The following is a 17,330-nucleotide window of genomic DNA, read 5'->3' as shown; positions in this document are numbered from 1 at the left end:
CCATCGCGGCGCTGTTCCTCACCACCGAGGCGGTCATCGCCGAGAAGCCCGAGAAGACCCCTGCCGCTCCGGCCATGCCGGGTGGCGGCGGCGACATGGACTTCTAGGTCTTTTCTCGCTGTTCCCGACAAGGGTGGCCCGGGTTTTCCGGGTCGCCCTTGTTTCGTTTCCCAGGTATTACCTTTAATGATTGATCCGCTACTCACAGTGAGCGATGCTGAGTGCCGCACACCGCACAGCAGAAGGAGTAGTGGATGTTCTCCCGCACCAAGCGCGTTCTCGGCGTCGCCGCCCTCGCCCTGGCCGCCGCCACCGTCATGGCCGCCCCCACCCAAGCGGGCACCGAGGTCGCGCGGTCGCACGGCGTCAACCCCTTCGGCGGCGACTTCAAACTCCTGAAGGAGCTGCAGGTGCCGTTCTGCCTGCCCAGTCCCCAGCTGGGGCTGCCGGTGCTGGACTCGCTGATGCCGGACCTCATGTCGTGCGCCGGCGCGGCGGTCAGCTGACCGCGCGTGCCACGCCGGATTCCGGGCGCCCTGCCGAGGCCGGTGGGGCGCCTTTTCGATGATCGGAGGCTCTGGCGCCGCCTCGCCCGGCGCAGGCGTGCGGGCGCCCGGAGGCTCTGGCGCCTCGCCCGGCGCAGGCGTGCGGGCGCCCCGGGGCGCCTTCGCACGGCCTGCGGTCCGGGTGGACTTCAGACGCCGTAGTAGGCGATGACGTGGCCGCGGGCCAGGGTGTTGGCGGTGATGTTGAAGCCCACCACCGCCGGGCTCGCGTCACTGTCCACGCCCAGCTTGTCCACGCCCAGGGCGTGCACCGTGAAGACATAGCGGTGCGGGTCGCCGGGGGGCGGGGCCGAGCCGCCGTAGGCCTTGATGCCGTAGTCGTTGCGGGCGTGGACCGCGCCCTCCGGCAGGCCCTTGAAGTCAGGGGCCGTGCCGGCGGCCGTGGGCAGCTCGGTCACCGAGGCGGGCAGGTCGAACAGGACCCAGTGCCAGAAGCCGCTGCCCGTGGGGGCGTCGGGGTCGTAGCAGGTGACGGCGTAACTGCGAGTCTCGGCCGGGGCGCCCGACCAGCGGAGGTGGGGGGAGAGATTCTCCCCCTGCATGCCCCAGTCGTTGAAGACGTGGCGCTCGCTGAGCCGCTCCTCGTGCTGGACGTCGTCGCTCTCGACCGTGAGCGCTGGGACGGACGGCAGGTGTTCGTGTGGCAACGGTGCAGGCACGGCATCCTCCTGGTTGAGAGCATTCTGCTGGCCATCCTAGGAGTGGCCGTGCCCAACGTGGATCAGGGCCTCACACCGTGGCCAGCTCGGGGGGCAGGGGCTTGTCGTGGAGGACGGTCAGGGAGGTCACCGCTCGGGTCAGCACCACGTACAGTCTGGCCAGGCCCCTGGGCTCGGCCGCGACGATGTCGGCGGGCTCCACCACGATCACGTGGTCATATTCCAGGCCCTTGGCCAGGGTGGCGGGGACGACGAGCAGGCGGTGCTCCTCCACGGCGTCGGGGTCCAGGATCGCGTGCGGGAGGCCGGCCAGGGCGTCGGAGATCGTGGTCACCATCGCGTCGGGGGCGATGATGCCGATCGAGCCCTCCTTGTCCAGGGCCTCCTTGGCGGCCTCGGCGACCGGGACGCCGGGGCGGATCGAGAGGGAGCCGAGTCCGGGGCGGAGGGATCGGGGGGCGGCGAGGTCGGGGGCGACCGAGGGGAGCAGGCGGGCCGCGTAGTCGAGGACCTCCCGCGGTACGCGGAAGCCGAGCGTCAGCTCCGTCACCTCGCCGTCGGACTGGCCGAGGTGGACCAGCACCGACTCCCACGAGGTGGTCGACCACGGCGTGGTGCCCTGGGCGAGGTCGCCCAGCACGGTGGCCGAGCCGTTGCGGCAGCGGCGGCCGAGGGCCCGCAGCTGCATCTCGGAGAGGTCCTGGGCCTCGTCCACCACCAGGTGGCCCAGGGAGGGGGTGCGGTCCATGAGGTCGCGGAGCTCGTCGAGCAGCGCGGCGTCCGCGGGGCTCCACCTGGCGGACTTCCAGCTCCGGTACGGCTTCCGCCAGATCAGCATTTCCTGCTCGTCAGGCGACAAATCGGATTTAGCGGCTTTGGCGAGAAATTCCGGGTTGGAGAGCAGGCGATGCAGGACCTGCTCCGGGGTCAGCTTCGGCCAGACGGTGTCGACCAGCTGCCGTACCGGCTTCGACCGGGCCACGGCGTCCTGGACCCGGTCGTCAGGCGAGCCGCCGCGCTCTTCCATGCGTACCAGCACCAGGTGGGCCAGGCGCTGCGCCAGCGCCGCCCGTCCGGGGTTGTACCGCGTGGTGCCGCGCAACGAGGCCACGATCTCGCGTACCTCGTAGTCGGCCACCCGGTAGCGGTAGGCGCCCTGGGTGTAGACCACCCCCTCCTCCGGCTTCACGATGTGCAGCCAGAGCGCGCGTTCGAGCACCGCCGCCATCCTGGCGTCACCCTTAACCGCCGCGACCATCGGGTCCTCGGCGGTGGAGTGGTCGCCGAGCAGCCCCGCCACCGTGGTCTGGTCGACCTTGACCTCGCCGAGCGCGGGCAGGACCGAGGAGATGTAGGAGAGGAACGCCCGGTTGGGGCCCACGATCATGACGCCGGCCCTGGCCAGCCGCTCGCGATGGGTGAACAGCAGATAGGCGGCCCGGTGCAGGCCGACGGCCGTCTTCCCGGTGCCCGGGGCGCCCTGCACGCACACGGTCTGGGCCAGCGTCGACCGGACGATCTCGTCCTGGTCCGGCTGGATGGTGGCGACGATGTCGCGCATCGGCCCGGTGCGGGGGCGCTCGATCTCCTCGGTGAGGATCCGCGACGGGCCGATCTCGCCGCCCTCGCCGAGCGGCTCGTCCTCGAACGCGGTGAGCGCGCCGCCGTGGTAGCCGAAGCGGCGCCGCAGCGCCAACCCCATCGGGTCGGACGGGCTGGCCTGGTAGAACGCGCGGGACACCGGCGCACGCCAGTCGATGACCAGCGGCCGGCTGCTGCCGTCGTGCACGTGGCGGCGGCCGACGTAGATGGTGGCGGGCAACTCGGCCTGCTCGCCCGGCTCCTCGTCGTCCTCCTGCGGCGCGCCCTTCCGCCCGGCCGCGGCCCGGTCGAGGCGGCCGAAGAACAGCGGCGTGTCCGGGTGGTCGGCCAGCGCGGCCACCCGCTGGTCGAGCAGGGACTGCAGGATCTGCTGCGAGACCCAGTCGCCCGCCGCGTCGGCGGACAACGACTGGGCGTGGGCCCGCATGGCTTTGAGCGCGGCCCTGGACCTGGCCAGGTGGGCCTGCTCGGCGGCGAGCACGTCGGAGGGTATGTCGGGAGCGAGTTGGTGTGCGGGCATGCGGAAACGCCTCCGGGGTCGGTGACAGAGGTGGTCAAGGCAGCGAATCGACCAGTTTAATAGCGGCCCCCGTGGCCTACCAAAGCATTTACGTGGGTACGCATAGGTGATGGCGCGGGTTCGGCTGCGTGTCTCACCGATCCTTCCCACGATCGCGAGCTTCCTGCTCGCGGCGCTGTGGGGGTTGTCGGTGTTCGCCGGGTGGGGGCTGGAGGCGTTCTGTGCGGGTGGTGAGTCCGCTTCGAGGTGCACTCAGCGGCTCGGCCGGGTCTCCACGATGTCGGGGATCTTCGCCGCGCTGGCCGCCTGCTGCACGGCGGCCGCCTGGCTCCTCCCGCGGTCGAGGCGCGACCCGCGGGTGTTCACCCCTCTCATGGGCGCCGGAGTGGCCGCCTGGATCGTGGCCGAGGGCGTGCTGTTCGTGGGAGGCATGACGGCCGGCTGATCAATGTGGGAATACCGAAAAAATCGGGCATATCAGGTGGGTTTGCCGGATCATGGGGGTATGTCGCAGGCGGCGTGATAGTACGCAGGTGAGGGGGGTGGTTCGATGTCTTCGGCCCGCGGAGTCTCGTGGACGTGATGCCACGCTGATGCCTGGCCGCTCATCCGAGCGGCTGGGCATTACACCCCGCCCAGCACGTCGTCGGCGTCGATGATCTGGTACGCGTACCCCTGCTCGGCGAGAAACCGCTGCCGGTGCGCCGCGAACTCCTGGTCGACCGTGTCCCTGCTGACCACCGTGTAGAACCGGGCGCCGCCCCCGTCGGACTTGGGCCGCAGCACCCGCCCGAGCCGCTGCGCCTCCTCCTGACGCGAGCCGAACGTGCCCGACACCTGGATCGCGACGGCCGCCTCCGGCAGGTCGATGGAGAAGTTGGCTACCTTCGACACCACCAGCACCTGGATCTCCTTGTCGCGGAAGGCCTGGAAGAGCCGCTCGCGCTCCTTGATCCTGGTCTCGCCCTTGATGATCGGCGCGTTGAGGTGCTCGCCTAGCTCGTCGAGCTGGTCGATGTACTGGCCGATGACCAGCACCTGCTCGCCCAGGTGCCGGCGCACCAGCGCCTCGGTCACCCGGGTCTTCGACGGCGTGGTGGCGCAGAACCGGTAGCGCTCCTCGGCCTCGGCCATCGCGTACGCCAGCCGCTCCTCGTCCGTCAGCGTCACGCGCACCTCGACGCAGTCGGCGGGCGCGATCCAGCCCTGGTTCTCCATCTCCTTCCACGGCGCGTCGTAGCGCTTGGGGCCGATCAGCGAGAACACGTCACCCTCGCGCCCGTCCTCGCGCACCAGCGTCGCGGTCAGGCCGACGCGCCTGCGGGCCTGCAGGTCGGCCGTCATCCGGAAGATCGGCGCGGGCAGCAGGTGCACCTCGTCGTAGACGATCAGGCCCCAGTCGCGGGCGTCGAACAGCTCCAGATGGCTGTAGACGCCTTTGCGCCGGGTGGTCATCACCTGGTAGGTGGCGATGGTGACCGGGCGGATCTCCTTCTTCGAGCCGGAGTATTCGCCGATCTCGTCCTCGGTCAGCGACGTGCGCTTGAGCAACTCGGTCCGCCACTGGTGGGCGGAGACGGTGTTCGTGACCATGATCAGCGTGGTGGCCTGCGCGTGCGCCATGGCGGCCGCGCCGACGATGGTCTTGCCCGCGCCGCAGGGCAGCACGACGACGCCCGAGCCGCCGTTCCAGAACGCGTCGGCCGCCTCCTGCTGGTAGGGGCGCAGCGCCCAGCCCTCCTGCAGCAGCTTGATGGGGTGGTGCTCGCCGTCCACGTAGCCGGCCAGGTCCTCGGCCGGCCAGCCGAGCTTGAGCAGGGCCTGCTTGACGTTGCCACGGTCGCTCGGGTGCACGACGACCGAGTCGGGGCCGATCCGCTCGCCCAGCATCGGCTGGATCTTCTTGGAGCGCAGCACCTCTTCCAGCACCGCACGGTCGGTGGAGGTCAGCACCAGGCCGTTGACCGGGTCCTTCTCCAGCCGCAGCCGGCCGTAGCGCGCCATGGTCTCGGCGACGTCCACCAGCAGCGCGTGCGGCACCGGGTAGCGGCTGAAGCCGATCAGCGCGTCGATGACCTGCTCGGCGTCGTGTCCCGCGGCGCGGGCGTTCCACAGCGCCAGGGGGGTGACGCGGTAGGTGTGCACGTGCTCGGGCGCACGTTCGAGCTCGGCGAACGGCGCGATCGCCTTGCGGCACGCGTCGGCCTGCTCGTGGTCCACTTCGAGCAGCAACGTCTTGTCCGACTGAACGATCAGGGGTCCGTCGCTCACAGGCATGTCTCCATGGGTTCGGGGCTTGGGCGCAACAGGACCATCGTCTCGTGATCCCGGCTTCACCGCTCCGAGACTGCAACAACCGGGGCGCCCGGATTAGTCCAACGGCCATCCGGGGCCCCGGTCGTTTCCCCACGAATCAGGAACTGCGCGGCTCCCAGCGGAAGTGCTTGCGCGCGATCAGCACGCCCACGACGATCCACGCCGCGATCAGCAGCAGCCGCGGCCCGGCCGCCACCCACGACTCCGCGAACGACACCGCCGGGTGCGGCGCGGCCTGCGTGAAGTCCTGGCCGAAGTAGCCGATGCGGATCACGTCGACGACCGGCGAAAGGGGCAGGGCGCCCGCGACGCGCTGCACGATGTCCGGCATGCCGGCCAGGGGGAAGCTGGCCTGCGAGGTCGTGGCCAGCACCAGCATCGCGGGCAGCACGGTGATCTGGGCGGACTCCCCGCTCTTCGTGAATCCCGACAGCGCCGCCGCCATCGGCACGAACATCACCGAGCCCAGCACCACGCCGAGGAACAGCAGGGGGATGTTGCGCGGCATGTGCCCGCCGAGCGCCACCATGCCCAGCGTGATGATCGCCGCCACCTGCAGGACGTAGATGACCGTGCAGGCCAGCCCGCTGCCGCCGAAGATGGCGGCCTCGGACAGGACGCTTCCGCGCATGCGCTTCAGCACCAGTTCCTCGCGCCGTACCGTGAAGACCGTGGTGAGGTGCATGAACGTGACGAAGAAGCCGATCAGGGCGAGCATCCCGGTGAGGATGTAGAGGCCCGAGGAGACGCCGGACACGAAGCCGTCCTTGAGGAGGAGCGCCACGCAGCCGAGCAGGAGCGGGAAGGCGATCGTGGTGAAGAAGGCCATCCGGTTGCGGGTCAGCAGCGCCAGGTCCAGCCTGGCCAGCCGCAGGGTGTGGTTAAGCAGCATGTGCCACCTCCAGGAAGACGTCCTCGAGGGAGGCGCTGCGTACTTCGAGCCGGTCGAGGACGAGACGGTTCTGGGACGCCCACGAGATCAGGTGGGCGAGGGACTGCTGGGTGCCGTCGGGGTCGGCGCCCAGCCGGTATTCGGCGATGAGCTGGCCCTTGCGCAGCTCAGTGGCCGCCGCGACGCCGTCGAGCAGGGGGAGCCGTTCGACGGGCAGCTGGTCGGGCACGCGGAAGCGGATGCGGTTGCCCTGCTGGGAGACGACCTCCGCGGCGGTGCCCGCCAGCTGGATGCGGCCCTCGTGCATGATGGCCAGCCGGTCGGCCAGGCGTTCGGCCTCCTCCAGGTAGTGCGTGGTGAGCAGGACGGTGGTGCCGGAGGAGACCAGGTCCTGGATGATGGTCCAGGTGTTGCGGCGGGCCTCGGGGTCCATGCCGGTGGTGGGCTCGTCCAGGAAGAGCACCTTGGGCTGGGCGAGGGTGGCCAGCGCCAGGTCCAGGCGGCGCTTCTGCCCGCCGGAGAGCTGGCGCACCTGTACGTCGCCCTTCTCTGCCAGCTCGACCCGGTCGAGGACCTCGGCGACCGTGTACGGCTTGTTCGGCGACACGTCACGCCAGAACCGCACGGTCTCGACCACGGTGAGGTCGGTGAAGAAACCACCTTCCTGCAGCATGAGACCGGTGTGCGGGCGTACCTTGGCCCGCTCGGTGACAGGATCGTGGCCGAGCACGCGCACGGAGCCCTCGGTCGGCGGCCGGAAGCCCTCCAGGATCTCGATCGTGGTGGTCTTGCCGGCTCCGTTGGTGCCCAGCAGGGCGAACAGCTCGCCGGGCCGGACCTCGAAGGAGATCCCCTTGACGGCCTCGAAGTCACCGTACTTCTGGCGGAGGTCACGGACCTCGATGACGGATGCGGTGTCTGGTCTGTGCACGGTTTCCCTGCGTTCCAGGAGAGTCTGAGAGATCATTTCCAGTCCTCATTGTCGGGCGGCGATCATGTGCTGACGAGTTGTTTGCCTTGCTTGCTGAAGTCGCCGACGGCGACGCCGGCGAAGGCGCGGGGGACGATGACCGTCCGGCACACGGCCAGGACGTCGTCGTCGGGCACGGCGGAGAGCCTGCGGCCGTAGCCGAAGATTTCCTCGATGGGCAGGCCGAGCTCGATCCTGCCGGTGATGGCGGCGGCCAGGTCGTCCTGGCCGCCCGTTCCGGCGAGCCTCCGCCCGATCAGGTACTGCCTGGCGGCGTCGATCTCGTCCGGTCCGTACGGGTCGGCGGTCACGCCGTGGACGACGCGATGGAACTCCTCGACCGCCTCGTCGGCTGCCTCCCTCCTGACGTCGAAGCTCACCGAGAGGCCGGCGCCGGTGCGCTCGGGCTCGATGACGCTCCTGGCCGAGTAGGTGTAGCGGTGGATGTCGCGTAGCGCCGTGGACAGGCGCGAGGAGGAGTAGCCCCCGAACGCCATGTTGGCGATCTCGGCCGCCGGGAACGTGGGGTCGCCGGGGTCGGGGCAGGGGGCGTGGAAGCGCACCTGGACCTGGCTGCCGCCCGGATGGTCGATCAGCTCCCAGGCCGGGCCCGCGGGTTCGCCCGGCGTCATGGGATGGGCGGGTGCGGCTGTGACGGGTCCCCAGTCGCCGAGCGCCTCCGCGGCCTGCGCGGCGGCCTCCGGTACGAGGTCGCCGACCATGACCAGCGAGGCGGCGGCCGGTGAGAGGGCCGTGGCGTGGAACGCCTCCAGGCCGAGCGGGCTCACCTGGGACACGGCCGCGGCGGAGGCGTACTCGGGGCCCAGGCCGCGCAGGCGGCGCAGGGCGTTGCGGGCGACGCCCGCCGGGTGCGCGGACAGGGCTCCGATCTGGTGGGCGATCAGGGTGCGCGTGGTGCGTACGTCGGCGGCGTCGTAGCCGTCGGCCGTGGCCAGCGCACCGGCCAGCGTGCGCAGGACCAGACCGAGGCCCTGCGCCGGCCCGTTGCCGGTGAGCGTGAGCTGGCCGGTGTCCGCGAGCGGGACGATCGTCCAGCCGGTGCGCTCCAGCAGGGCGGCCTCCCGGCAGCGGCTCTCCCGCAGCAGCATCGCGCCCAGGACGGCGGCCGCGCCGGGGTCGGCCGTCGGGGGGAGGCCGATGCGCAGGCGCACCGAGACCAGTGGCACGGCGGGGGACCGGACGGCGACCACCCGCAGGCCGCTGCCGAGCAGAAGGTCGGCCAGGGCGGGGGTGCGCACCGGGGGCAGCTTGCCGAGGGCGGGGAGCCCCGGGGGAGCCGGCGTGCCGGGGGCCGCGGCGGGGGTGGGCGCCGCGGGCGGCACCGGAACGGGGGTGGTCGTTCCCATGGGTGTCGAAGCGGAGGGGTGCGCCGCTTTTCGCGTCCGGGCGGGGGTGTGCGCCGCGGTGCGCGTTCGGGACGGGGTCGCTCGTGTCGCGGGGGGAGCGGGGAGCACGTGGACCAGGGCGCGGGGTTGCTCCTGGCAGCGGCGGGCGGCGGCGGAGATCTGCTCGTGCGTGACCTGCCGCAGCAGGCCGGGGAGGTCGTCGGCCAGGTTGGCGGCGGCGAAGAGGATCTCCAGGCGGCCGTAGGCGCGGGCCCGGTCGCCCGGCTGGGCGTGTGCCCGGCTCCACGCGGCGGCGGCGCGGGCGGCAGCGCCGCTCAGTTCCTCGTGCGGGATGCCGGGAGAGGCCAGCCTGGCCAGCTCGGCGTCGATCGTGGCGACGACGCGGTCGGCGTCGCCGCGCTGCGGGTGGAAGGCCGTGATCGTGAACGTGTCCGGGTCGCGGGCGCGCAGCGGGCCGCCCATGAGGCCGCAGTTCGACCTCACCGTCACCGCGCCCAGGTCCGCGGCGGCCAGGGCACGCTGCAGCCTGCTGGTGACGCCGTCGGTGAGCAGCGCGGACAGCACCATGTGGGCCAGGTAGCCGTCGAGGTCCGCGTCCGGGTCGGGCAGCCGGTGGCCGATCGCGAGCGCGGGTCCGGGGGCGTGGGGGTCGAGGTGGGTCGCGCGGAACTCCGCTGCGGTCCCCGCACCGACCTCCGCGCGCGCGGAGGCAGGACCCGGCGCGGTGGTGTGGCGGGGCTCGATGGTGGCGAAGTGCCGCGCCACCAGGTCGGTCGTCAGGTGAGGGTCGATGGCGCCGCTGATCGCCAGTACGCAGTTGGCCGGGTGGTAGTAGGTCTCGAAGAAGTCGGCGCAGTCGGCCGTGGTGGCCTGGTCCAGGTCGTGGAAGTCGCCATAGCCGTCGTGGGTGTCGGCGAAGCCCTCGTACAGCGTCTGGGAGACCAGCGGCCAGGGGAAACGGCCGTACGGCTTGCTGAGCACGTTCCGCCTGATCTCATCCTTGACCACCGCGAGCTGCTTGGCCAGCGCGCCCTCGGTGAGGCGTGGGCCGCGCAGGCGGTCGGCCTCCAGGAAGAGCACCCGTTCCAGCGCCGAGCTGGGGACGGTCTGGTAGAAGTTGGTCGCGTCCGGTCCGGTCGAGCCGTTGAAGGTGCCGCCGGCGGCCTGGACGAGGCGGCCGTGCAGTCCTGGCGCGACGTTCCGGCTTCCCTCGAACATCAGGTGCTCGAAAAGGTGGGCGAACCCCGTCCTGCCCTCGGGTTCGGACCGGAATCCGACGCCGTAGTGCAGGCTGATCCCCACCGTGGGGGCGCATGGGTCCGGCGCCAGGACGAGCCGCAGCCCGTTGGGCAACGTGCTCCTGCCGATCTCAGGCAAGGTGATGGGGCGCGTGGGCATGGTGAATCTTCCTCAAGGCAGGTAGGTGTCATCGCCGTTGACGGAGTTCGCGGTCCCTGGCGAAATTAGAACTGCCACAGGTGTCTCTTCACCGCAGGGCCGCGGGAAGAGGATGGGACCTGACAGCTGGACGTGAATGGGTGTGACGTGAATGCATATTTCGAGCGGCGAATATTCGGGCGGCCTTCAAACCCGCCTGGAAACGGCTCCGAGCGTCGAGCCGTTCCATGAGATCGGCGGTAATACGCCGGACGGTGCGCAATGAGACGCCTAAGTTGCGGGCGACGGCTTCATCGGTACAGCCTTGGGCGAGCAACTGCAGTACCTGCCACTCTCGCGGGGAGAGCGGGCTGCCCGAGAGCGAGTGCCCGTCCGCACGTTCGCGGCGCTCCGCTGCGCCGGGTTCTGATCCGGCCGCCTGGGCCTCTGCTCGGGACAGCAGGATGGTCATGCCCGTTTCTGGACGGACCACCGTGAACACTCCCGGCTCTTCCTGTCGGAGCAGGGACAACCGGTGCAGCAGTCGCATGCACGCGTGCACGCTCGCCGGGTCGCCGTCGAGCCGCCGCGCGATCTCCTCGACGCCGAGTTTCGGACTGGTCTGCAGCAACGTGTAGACCTGTGCGGCGTCGACCTCCCTGGTCGCCTTGGCGGTCATGACAACCACCTCGTCAACGCGGTGCTGAGGGTGTCGACGCACTCGTCCAGTTCGGCGATCTCGACGTACTCGTCGGACCGCCTGGTCCTGGCGAGGTCGCCGGGGCCGTGCAGGACGACGGGCACGCCGAGCTCCTGGAAGACCCTGGCGTCGCTGGGGCAGGGATACTGGCACCACTGGAGGCCGGGATTGACCTCCCTGAGCAGGTCGGCGAAGACCTGGTGGCCCAGACTGGTGGCGGTGAAGTGCGGCTCGCCCCGTTCCCACGAGGGCACGGGCAGGCCGGCCGAGGCGAACTTGTGGATCAGGGTGTCGGTGATGACGGTGAGTGCGGTCTCCTCCGGGAGCAGCGGGGGGAGCGCCACGGCGAAGTCCACCGCCGCGACCGTGGCCGGCGCCGAGACCTGGTCGCCGGCGTGGATGGAGGTCGGCAGCACATAGCGGATGCCCTCCCGGGTGGGGTAGAGCTCCTGGAGCACCCGGTTGGCGCTCTCCAGCGCCAGGAGGGCGGTCGAGGCGTGCGTGGCGGCGTTGCTCTCGTCGGTCGCGTACGCCATCGGGCCACCGCAGGCGTGCGCGGTGAGGTGGTAGCGGGCGAAACCGTACGCGGTGGTGCACACATGCCGGTTGGTGGGCTCAGCGAGTACGGCGAGTTCGGCGCGGGGCAGGTCGGCGGACAGCAGCGCCCTGGTGCCGCCACCGCCGAGGTGCCTATCCACGGCGATCTGGACGGTGACGCGCCCGGTCAGGCCGCCCTGCTCGGCCAGCCGGCGGACAGCGGTGATGAGGGTGGCGATCCCGCCCAGCATGTCGCTGGTCCCGGCGCCGTAGACGCGTCCGGCGCGGATCTCGCCGGCCCGCCAGAGACCGGGCGAGGACCAGCCGGTCTCGTCGGCCACGTCTTCGATGTCGATGTGCCCGTGGACGATCACATGGGGGCCGTCGTCGGCGAAGGCGTGGGTGGCGGCGATCTGTGGGCCTCCCTCGTATGGGCGGATCTCGCAGTCGAGACCCAGCGTCCTCAGGGTGTGCGCGGCGAGGTCGATCGCGGCGGACACACCCTCGCTGCGGTGCGTGGGGTGGCACCTGACCAGCTCCGACGTGAGCTCGGCAACGGAGAGACTCATCAAATACACCTCCTTCGTCTTGAAAGTAACCAACAGCGGATTAGGCGGGGAGGGAGAAGATGCCACCTGTCAGGCAGTGACCAGGTCAGGCATCACCGCGGCGGCGTGGTCGTGCAGGACGCACCGGGAGATGCCCTCGGCGAGCAGGGTCGTGGCGTGGAAGCCGAGCTCGCGCGCGGCCCGCTCGACCGACGGGATCTGGACGGTGACGGGACGAACGCGGCCGCTCCTGCGCCGGGCGGGAGAGGGCGCGGCGATGGTGCTGGTGCTCCCGATCAGCTTGATGGCCAGCTTGGCGGCGTCCCTGAGGCTGTAGGTCTCGCAGGAGGCGATATTGTAGCAGGCGTGCGGCGCGGTGTCGGTGTTGTCCCGGCACAGCGCGGCCACGATGCCGGCCGCCACGTCGTCGCAGTAGGTGAAGTTGCGCAGCTGGGTGCCGCCACCGGGCAGGATGACGGGGTGGCCGGTGGCGGCGGCGGTGAGCACGCGGCCCATGGTGGACTCGGCCGGCTGACCCGGGCCGTAGAGGCCGAAGGGTCTGATGACGGTGGACGAGCGCCCGGGGATCATGCTGAACTGCTCGACCAGCCGCTCCCCGATGACCTTGGCGCGGGCCAGGCGCGTCTGGGGGATCAGGGGGTCGTTCTCGTCGAGTAACCGGCCCGCCCCGTCGCCGTAGACGTCGGGCAGCGAACAGAACAGCACGTGCCGGCAGTTCTGGCTGATCGCGGCCGAGGTGATGGTGGCGGTCCCGCTGGCGTTGGGGCCGTACACCTCGGCGTCGCCGGTGCCGAGGTGGATGATCGAGTCGGCGCCGCTGATCGCGGCGTAGACGGCCTGCAGGTCGGTGAGGGGGCCGTTGACGTGCTCGATGCTCAGGTCGGCCACGGGGGCGGGCGGGACGGTGCTCAGCACCCGTACGGTGGCGCCGGGGCGGGCGGTGGCGATCCGGCGCAGAATCGCGGCCCGAAGAAAGCCCGTTCCTATAATCGTGACGGGGTGGTCGAGTGCAGTTTTCATGGCGTTATTCCTAGCGCTGGACGCGGCTGGTTGGACAGGAAAAAACTGCCGAATGGCATCGACTGCCGAGCGATTACCGTACGGATCGGTATCGTTGCGTGACGCGACGGTGATTGAACAGCCCTATCCGATGGATATAGCTTTGTCATCCGTGCAGTCGATTAGCCGATCTGGGGTTGATGGAATTGGCACACGGGGGTGGCGAGGCGTCGGCGACCAGACTGGCCGAACTCCTCGCGGATCTACTGCCTGACGAGATCGTCCATGGTTACGCGCAACTGATCGATCAGGGCGACTGTGAGGAGAAAGAGGCGGCCCGGCTGGTCGGGTCGCAGAACCTACTCGACGTACTGATGGAGCGGGGGCTCGCCCATCGGGCGTTACGTACCGAGTGCGGCCGGACGGTGATCCGTCCCACGGATCCGACGCTCGCCTTCCGGGGCGTCCTGCACGGCCTGCAGGAGCGGCTGGCCGAGTCGAGCAGCCGGCTCATCGACGCCCACCAACGCATCAACGACATCCAGCGGGTCTTCTCGCGGCGCATGTTCGAGCACGAGCCGGAGGAAGCCGTCAGGGTGCTGACGGACGGAGACGAAATCCAGTCCCTGTCGATTTCCTTCATCAACAGCGCACAGTCCGACTATCTGGGGCTCCATACCTGGCGCTTCACCGTGCCGCTGCGCAAGGAGGAGGTCATTTCGGCCCCGGCGAGCGTGGTGGACCGCAAGGTACGCCGCCGCTCGATTTACTCCACCGAGTATTTCGACAACGAGGTGGGCTACCACTTCATCCAGAACGCGGTGAACGACGGATTCGACGTCCGCATTTACCGGAACCTGCCGATGAAAATGAAGCTGGTGGACGAGGACGCCGCGATGGTCCCGCTCACCCCGAGCGGCGCCTCTGGCATCATGCTCATCAGGGCCCCCGTCGTCGTCAAGGCGTTACGGCAGTATTTCGAGCTGCTGTGGAACCGGGCGACGTCCGTGGGGACACCGGAGACCCCGTCGGCGAGCCCGTCCCCCGGTGGGGGCTCGCCGAGCGAGTTGCACCTGCAGTTGCTCAGAATGATGGCTCTGGGGCTGAAAGACGAGTCCATCGCCAACCGGACCGGAATGAGCCTGCGTACAGTGCGCAGGCACATCGCCTCCATCATGGAGGATCTTTCGGTGGAGACGCGGTTCGCTGCTGGCGTGGCGGCGGCCAAGCGGGGTTGGATCGACTGATCAGTGCCAGGGGTCGTCGTCCCTGTCCTCCGGGTCGTCGATCACGATGCAGAGGTCCTGGACAGGCTCGACACAGATGATGATGCCCGGGGTGTCGGCGTTCGCGGGAGAGGCGGAGAAGCCGAGCGCGATAACGGCGGCGAGAGCGGTGACGACGATGCCGAGGCATTTCTTCATGATGTTCCCTCCGTTTTTGTGGCCGGCGGCCCAAGGTCTTTCGCACTTCAAAAGATAGGGGCGGGTCACGTCACGGAGGAGGGAGGAGATGTCAAGTGGCACGAAGTGAACAACGACGGCCCCGCGACATGATCCGTCGCGGGGCCGTCGCTCCCTCGCGCCGCTTCGGCGTGGCCGGTGCCCGGTGGCCGGGCCGCGTGGCTTCAGCGCAGCCCGGTGTGGGCGGCGCAGAACGCCAGCACGTCGGCCTCCAGCGCGATCGTGCTGCTCACGGCGCGGGCGCCGTGGCCCGCGTCCGTCTCCGTGCGTAGCAGCACCGGCGCGGCGTGGCCGCCCTCCTTCGAGACCGTCTGGAGGGCCGCGCACATCTTCCTGGCGTGGAAGGGATCGACCCTGGTGTCGCCCTCGGCCACGGTGAACAGGACCGCCGGGTAGTCCACGCCGTCGCGTACGTGGTGGTAGGGGGAGTAGGCGTACAGCCAGGCGAACTCCTCGGGGTCGGCGGCGGAGCCGTACTCGGTGCTCCACGCCGCGCCGAGGCCGGACCGCTCGTAGCGGACCATGTCGAGCAGCGGGGCCGAGCTGACGGCGGCGGCGTAGAGCTCGGGGCGCTGGGTGAGGGCGGCTCCGACCAGGAGGCCGCCGTTGGAGCCGCCCATGATGGCCAGACGGTCGGGGGTGGTCAGGCCGTCGGCGGTGAGCTTCTCGGCGGCGGCGTGGAAGTCGTCGAACACGTTCTGCTTCGCGCCGCGCATCCCCGCCCGGTGCCACTGCTCGCCCCGCTCGCCGCCGCCGCGGAGCTGGGCGACCGCGTACACGCCGCCGGCCTCCACCCAGGCCAGCGCCTGCGGACTGAACGCGGGCGCCATGGAGATGCCGAAGCCGCCGTACCCGGTCAGCAGGCACGGGCGCGGCCCCGCCGCGTCCGGCGCCGACATGACCAGCATGCGCACGGGCGTCCCGTCCTTCGAGCGGTACTCCACCACGCGGCTTTCCACCGGCGGCGGCTCGGCGGAGCCCGGCGGGGCGGCCCACAGCGTGGTCTCGCCGGTCCTGACGTCGTGGCGCAGGACCGAGACGGGCGAGGTGACGTCGGTGTAGGCGAACCACACCTCGGGTCCCCCGCGCGTGGACAGCGCGGCAGCGGTCCCCGGGCCCGGCGTCGGCACCGCTCCGGTGAGCGCGCCGGTGCGGGCGTCGTGCACGGTGAGTTCGGTGACGGCGTCCCGGGTCCGGCTCAGCACCAGCAGCGGCTCAGCCAGGTCGTCGAGGAGCGCGTAGTCGGCGAGTACGGCCTCGGGGTCCTCGGGGATCAGGTCGCGCCAGGTCTCGTACAGCGGGTCGGCGGGGTCGGTGACGGCCACCCGGCCGCGCGGCGCGTCCCGGTCGGTCATGAGGTACGCCCGCCCGTCCCGCCCCACGCGCAGCGCCGTATGGGCGTCCACACCCTCCTGGACCACCCGGAACGCCCCGGGCCGGCCGGACGACACGTCCGCGAGCCACAGGTCGTTGCGCGGCGAGGTCCCCAGGGAGGCGGAGACGGTGAGCCAGCCGTTCGTCACGTTCACCCGATAGTGGGTGGCCTTGTCCCTGCCCTCGCCGAAGACCAGCTCGTCCTCGGCCGGGTCCGTGCCGACGCGGTGCAGGTAGACGCGGCGGTGGTAACGTTCCTCGCCCTTCGGCACGCGGTCGGGCGGGAGACGGCGGACGTACAGGAACGACCGGCCGTCCGGCAGCCAGGCCACCAGCGTGGAGCGGCACCGGTCGATGGGGCCGTCGACCACGTCGCCCGTGGCGACGTCCATGACCGACAGCAGCGACTCCTCGCGGCCGCCGCTGGAGAGCTGGTACGCCAGCAACCCGCCGTCGGGCGACGGCTGCCAGGCGTCGATCACCGTGGTGCCCTCGGGTTCGAGCAGTACACGTTCGGTGCCGTCCGGGTCCAGGGTGTGCAGCACCAGATGCTCCTGACCGGCCTCGCGCCGGACGAAGAAGGCGCGATCGCCGTGCCAGCTCGGCGGCCCGGCGAACCCCGCGCTCTGGAGGCGGGCCAGCCGGTCGCGGAAGCGGTCGCGGTGGTGCAGGTCCCTGGCGTGCTCCAGGAACAGGTCGTCCTGCGCGACGAGCCACTGCTTGGTGGCCGGGTCGCCGGGGTCCTCCAGGGGCCGGTAGGGATCGGCCACGGGGGTCCCGTGGAGGTTTTCGACGAGGTCGAGCCGGGGAGCGGGCGGGTACATGCGTTTCTCCGCTTTCTTGAGCATGCTGGCGGCGATGTCCACATATGTCAGGAGCTGGTCGTCCCATCCGACGTAGGTGGCGAAGTCCCTGGCGTGGGTGAGCACGCGTAGCGCCCCGAGGGCGTGGTGGGTCCCGGGAGGCGGCGTGCGGCCGTACCCGTCGAGGAGGGCTTCGCGCAGGGAGTCGTAGTCGAAGGCGAGCGCGGGCGCGATGCCCGCCGCGACCGCGTGCTCCAGCTCGACCAACTCGGCGAGGAGCCAGCCGAGGTCAAGCCACCAGGGCCCGCGGCTGAGCGCCTCGCCGGTGAGGAGCACCGGCTCGGGGCCCGGCACGATCAGCGCCAGGCTGGCGGCCCCGTGCATGAGGACGGGCGGCCCGGTGCCGGTGAACTCCCGGCACAACTCGCCGACGGCTGCCAGCCGGGCCGCCCCGATCCGCTCCCGCGCGTACTCGCGCAGTCGCGCGGCCGCGACCTGGCCCTGGGGGTCGTCGAGCCAGGCGGCGAGCCGGGTGAGACCCGGATGTGGTGCGGTGACCTGCTCGGGCGGTGGCTGGGCGTGCAGTGCGGCCAGGGCCTCGCCTGTCCGGCGGAGA

The 17,330-nt window shown here is 70.7% G+C and carries 14 protein-coding genes; 3 read left to right on the top strand and 11 right to left on the bottom strand.

All coding sequences use genetic code 11. The features are described from left to right. Window positions 1-254: 254 nt before the first annotated feature. Window positions 255-506: a hypothetical protein gene (locus BLS95_RS33025; protein WP_090940407.1), complete on the top strand. Its 252-nt coding sequence runs from the start codon at window positions 255-257 to the stop codon at window positions 504-506. Between the two features lie 188 nt (window positions 507-694). On the opposite strand, the gene BLS95_RS33020 is transcribed toward BLS95_RS33025, so the two are convergent. Then, window positions 695-1,225 carry a YbhB/YbcL family Raf kinase inhibitor-like protein gene (locus BLS95_RS33020; RefSeq protein WP_090940404.1) on the bottom strand — a complete coding sequence of 177 codons (531 nt, stop codon included), beginning with the start codon at window positions 1,223-1,225 and terminating at the stop codon, window positions 695-697. A 70-nt stretch (window positions 1,226-1,295) separates the two neighbouring features. Next, window positions 1,296-3,347, bottom strand: coding sequence for a HelD family protein (locus tag BLS95_RS33015; RefSeq protein ID WP_090940401.1), 2,052 nt, complete (start codon window positions 3,345-3,347; stop codon window positions 1,296-1,298). A 109-nt stretch (window positions 3,348-3,456) separates the two neighbouring features. Here BLS95_RS33015 and BLS95_RS33010 point away from each other — a divergent pair, with 109 nt between their 5' ends. Further along, on the top strand, window positions 3,457-3,792 hold the full coding sequence (locus BLS95_RS33010; protein ID WP_090940398.1) for a hypothetical protein: 336 nt from the start codon (window positions 3,457-3,459) through the stop codon (window positions 3,790-3,792). A gap of 179 nt (window positions 3,793-3,971) precedes the next feature. On the opposite strand, the gene BLS95_RS33005 is transcribed toward BLS95_RS33010, so the two are convergent. The 7 genes from BLS95_RS33005 to BLS95_RS32975 form a co-directional block, all read right to left on the bottom strand. Continuing rightward, window positions 3,972-5,624 carry a DNA repair helicase XPB gene (locus tag BLS95_RS33005; protein WP_090940395.1) on the bottom strand — a complete coding sequence of 551 codons (1,653 nt, stop codon included), beginning with the start codon at window positions 5,622-5,624 and terminating at the stop codon, window positions 3,972-3,974. 136 nt (window positions 5,625-5,760) lie between these two features. Then, window positions 5,761-6,555: an ABC transporter permease gene (locus BLS95_RS33000; protein WP_090940392.1), complete on the bottom strand. Its 795-nt coding sequence runs from the start codon at window positions 6,553-6,555 to the stop codon at window positions 5,761-5,763. Continuing rightward, on the bottom strand, window positions 6,545-7,522 hold the full coding sequence (locus BLS95_RS32995) for an ABC transporter ATP-binding protein (RefSeq protein WP_090940389.1): 978 nt from the start codon (window positions 7,520-7,522) through the stop codon (window positions 6,545-6,547). The genes BLS95_RS33000 and BLS95_RS32995 overlap by 11 nt, the downstream gene beginning before the upstream one ends. Window positions 7,523-7,548: 26 nt before the next feature. Next, entirely contained in the window at window positions 7,549-10,290 is a 2,742-nt protein-coding gene (locus BLS95_RS32990) for a M16 family metallopeptidase (RefSeq protein ID WP_090940386.1), read from the bottom strand. A gap of 88 nt (window positions 10,291-10,378) precedes the next feature. Then, complete coding sequence (locus tag BLS95_RS32985) at window positions 10,379-10,948, bottom strand: helix-turn-helix domain-containing protein (RefSeq protein ID WP_090940383.1); 570 nt, start codon at window positions 10,946-10,948, stop codon at window positions 10,379-10,381. Then, complete coding sequence (locus BLS95_RS32980; RefSeq protein ID WP_090940381.1) at window positions 10,945-12,075, bottom strand: M20 family metallopeptidase; 1,131 nt, start codon at window positions 12,073-12,075, stop codon at window positions 10,945-10,947. The genes BLS95_RS32985 and BLS95_RS32980 overlap by 4 nt, the downstream gene beginning before the upstream one ends. A 69-nt stretch (window positions 12,076-12,144) precedes the next feature. Next, window positions 12,145-13,095: an NAD-dependent epimerase/dehydratase family protein gene (locus tag BLS95_RS32975; protein WP_090940378.1), complete on the bottom strand. Its 951-nt coding sequence runs from the start codon at window positions 13,093-13,095 to the stop codon at window positions 12,145-12,147. Window positions 13,096-13,274: 179 nt separating this feature from the next. On the opposite strand from BLS95_RS32975, the gene BLS95_RS32970 reads away from it, so the two are divergent. Then, window positions 13,275-14,321 carry a helix-turn-helix transcriptional regulator gene (locus tag BLS95_RS32970; RefSeq protein ID WP_090940375.1) on the top strand — a complete coding sequence of 349 codons (1,047 nt, stop codon included), beginning with the start codon at window positions 13,275-13,277 and terminating at the stop codon, window positions 14,319-14,321. On the opposite strand, the gene BLS95_RS56010 is transcribed toward BLS95_RS32970, so the two are convergent. Next, window positions 14,322-14,498, bottom strand: a complete 177-nt coding sequence (locus BLS95_RS56010) for a hypothetical protein (RefSeq protein WP_176993507.1) — start codon at window positions 14,496-14,498, stop codon at window positions 14,322-14,324. Between the two features lie 203 nt (window positions 14,499-14,701). Then, the gene (locus BLS95_RS32965; protein WP_090940490.1) at window positions 14,702-16,759 is read right to left on the bottom strand and encodes a prolyl oligopeptidase family serine peptidase; all 2,058 of its coding nucleotides are present in this window, start codon (window positions 16,757-16,759) and stop codon (window positions 14,702-14,704) included. Window positions 16,760-17,330: the final 571 nt, after the last annotated feature.

Source organism: Nonomuraea jiangxiensis (genome assembly GCF_900099965.1).
GTDB classification, from domain to species: domain Bacteria; phylum Actinomycetota; class Actinomycetes; order Streptosporangiales; family Streptosporangiaceae; genus Nonomuraea; species Nonomuraea jiangxiensis.
This window is presented reverse-complemented; position numbering and strand designations above follow the sequence as displayed.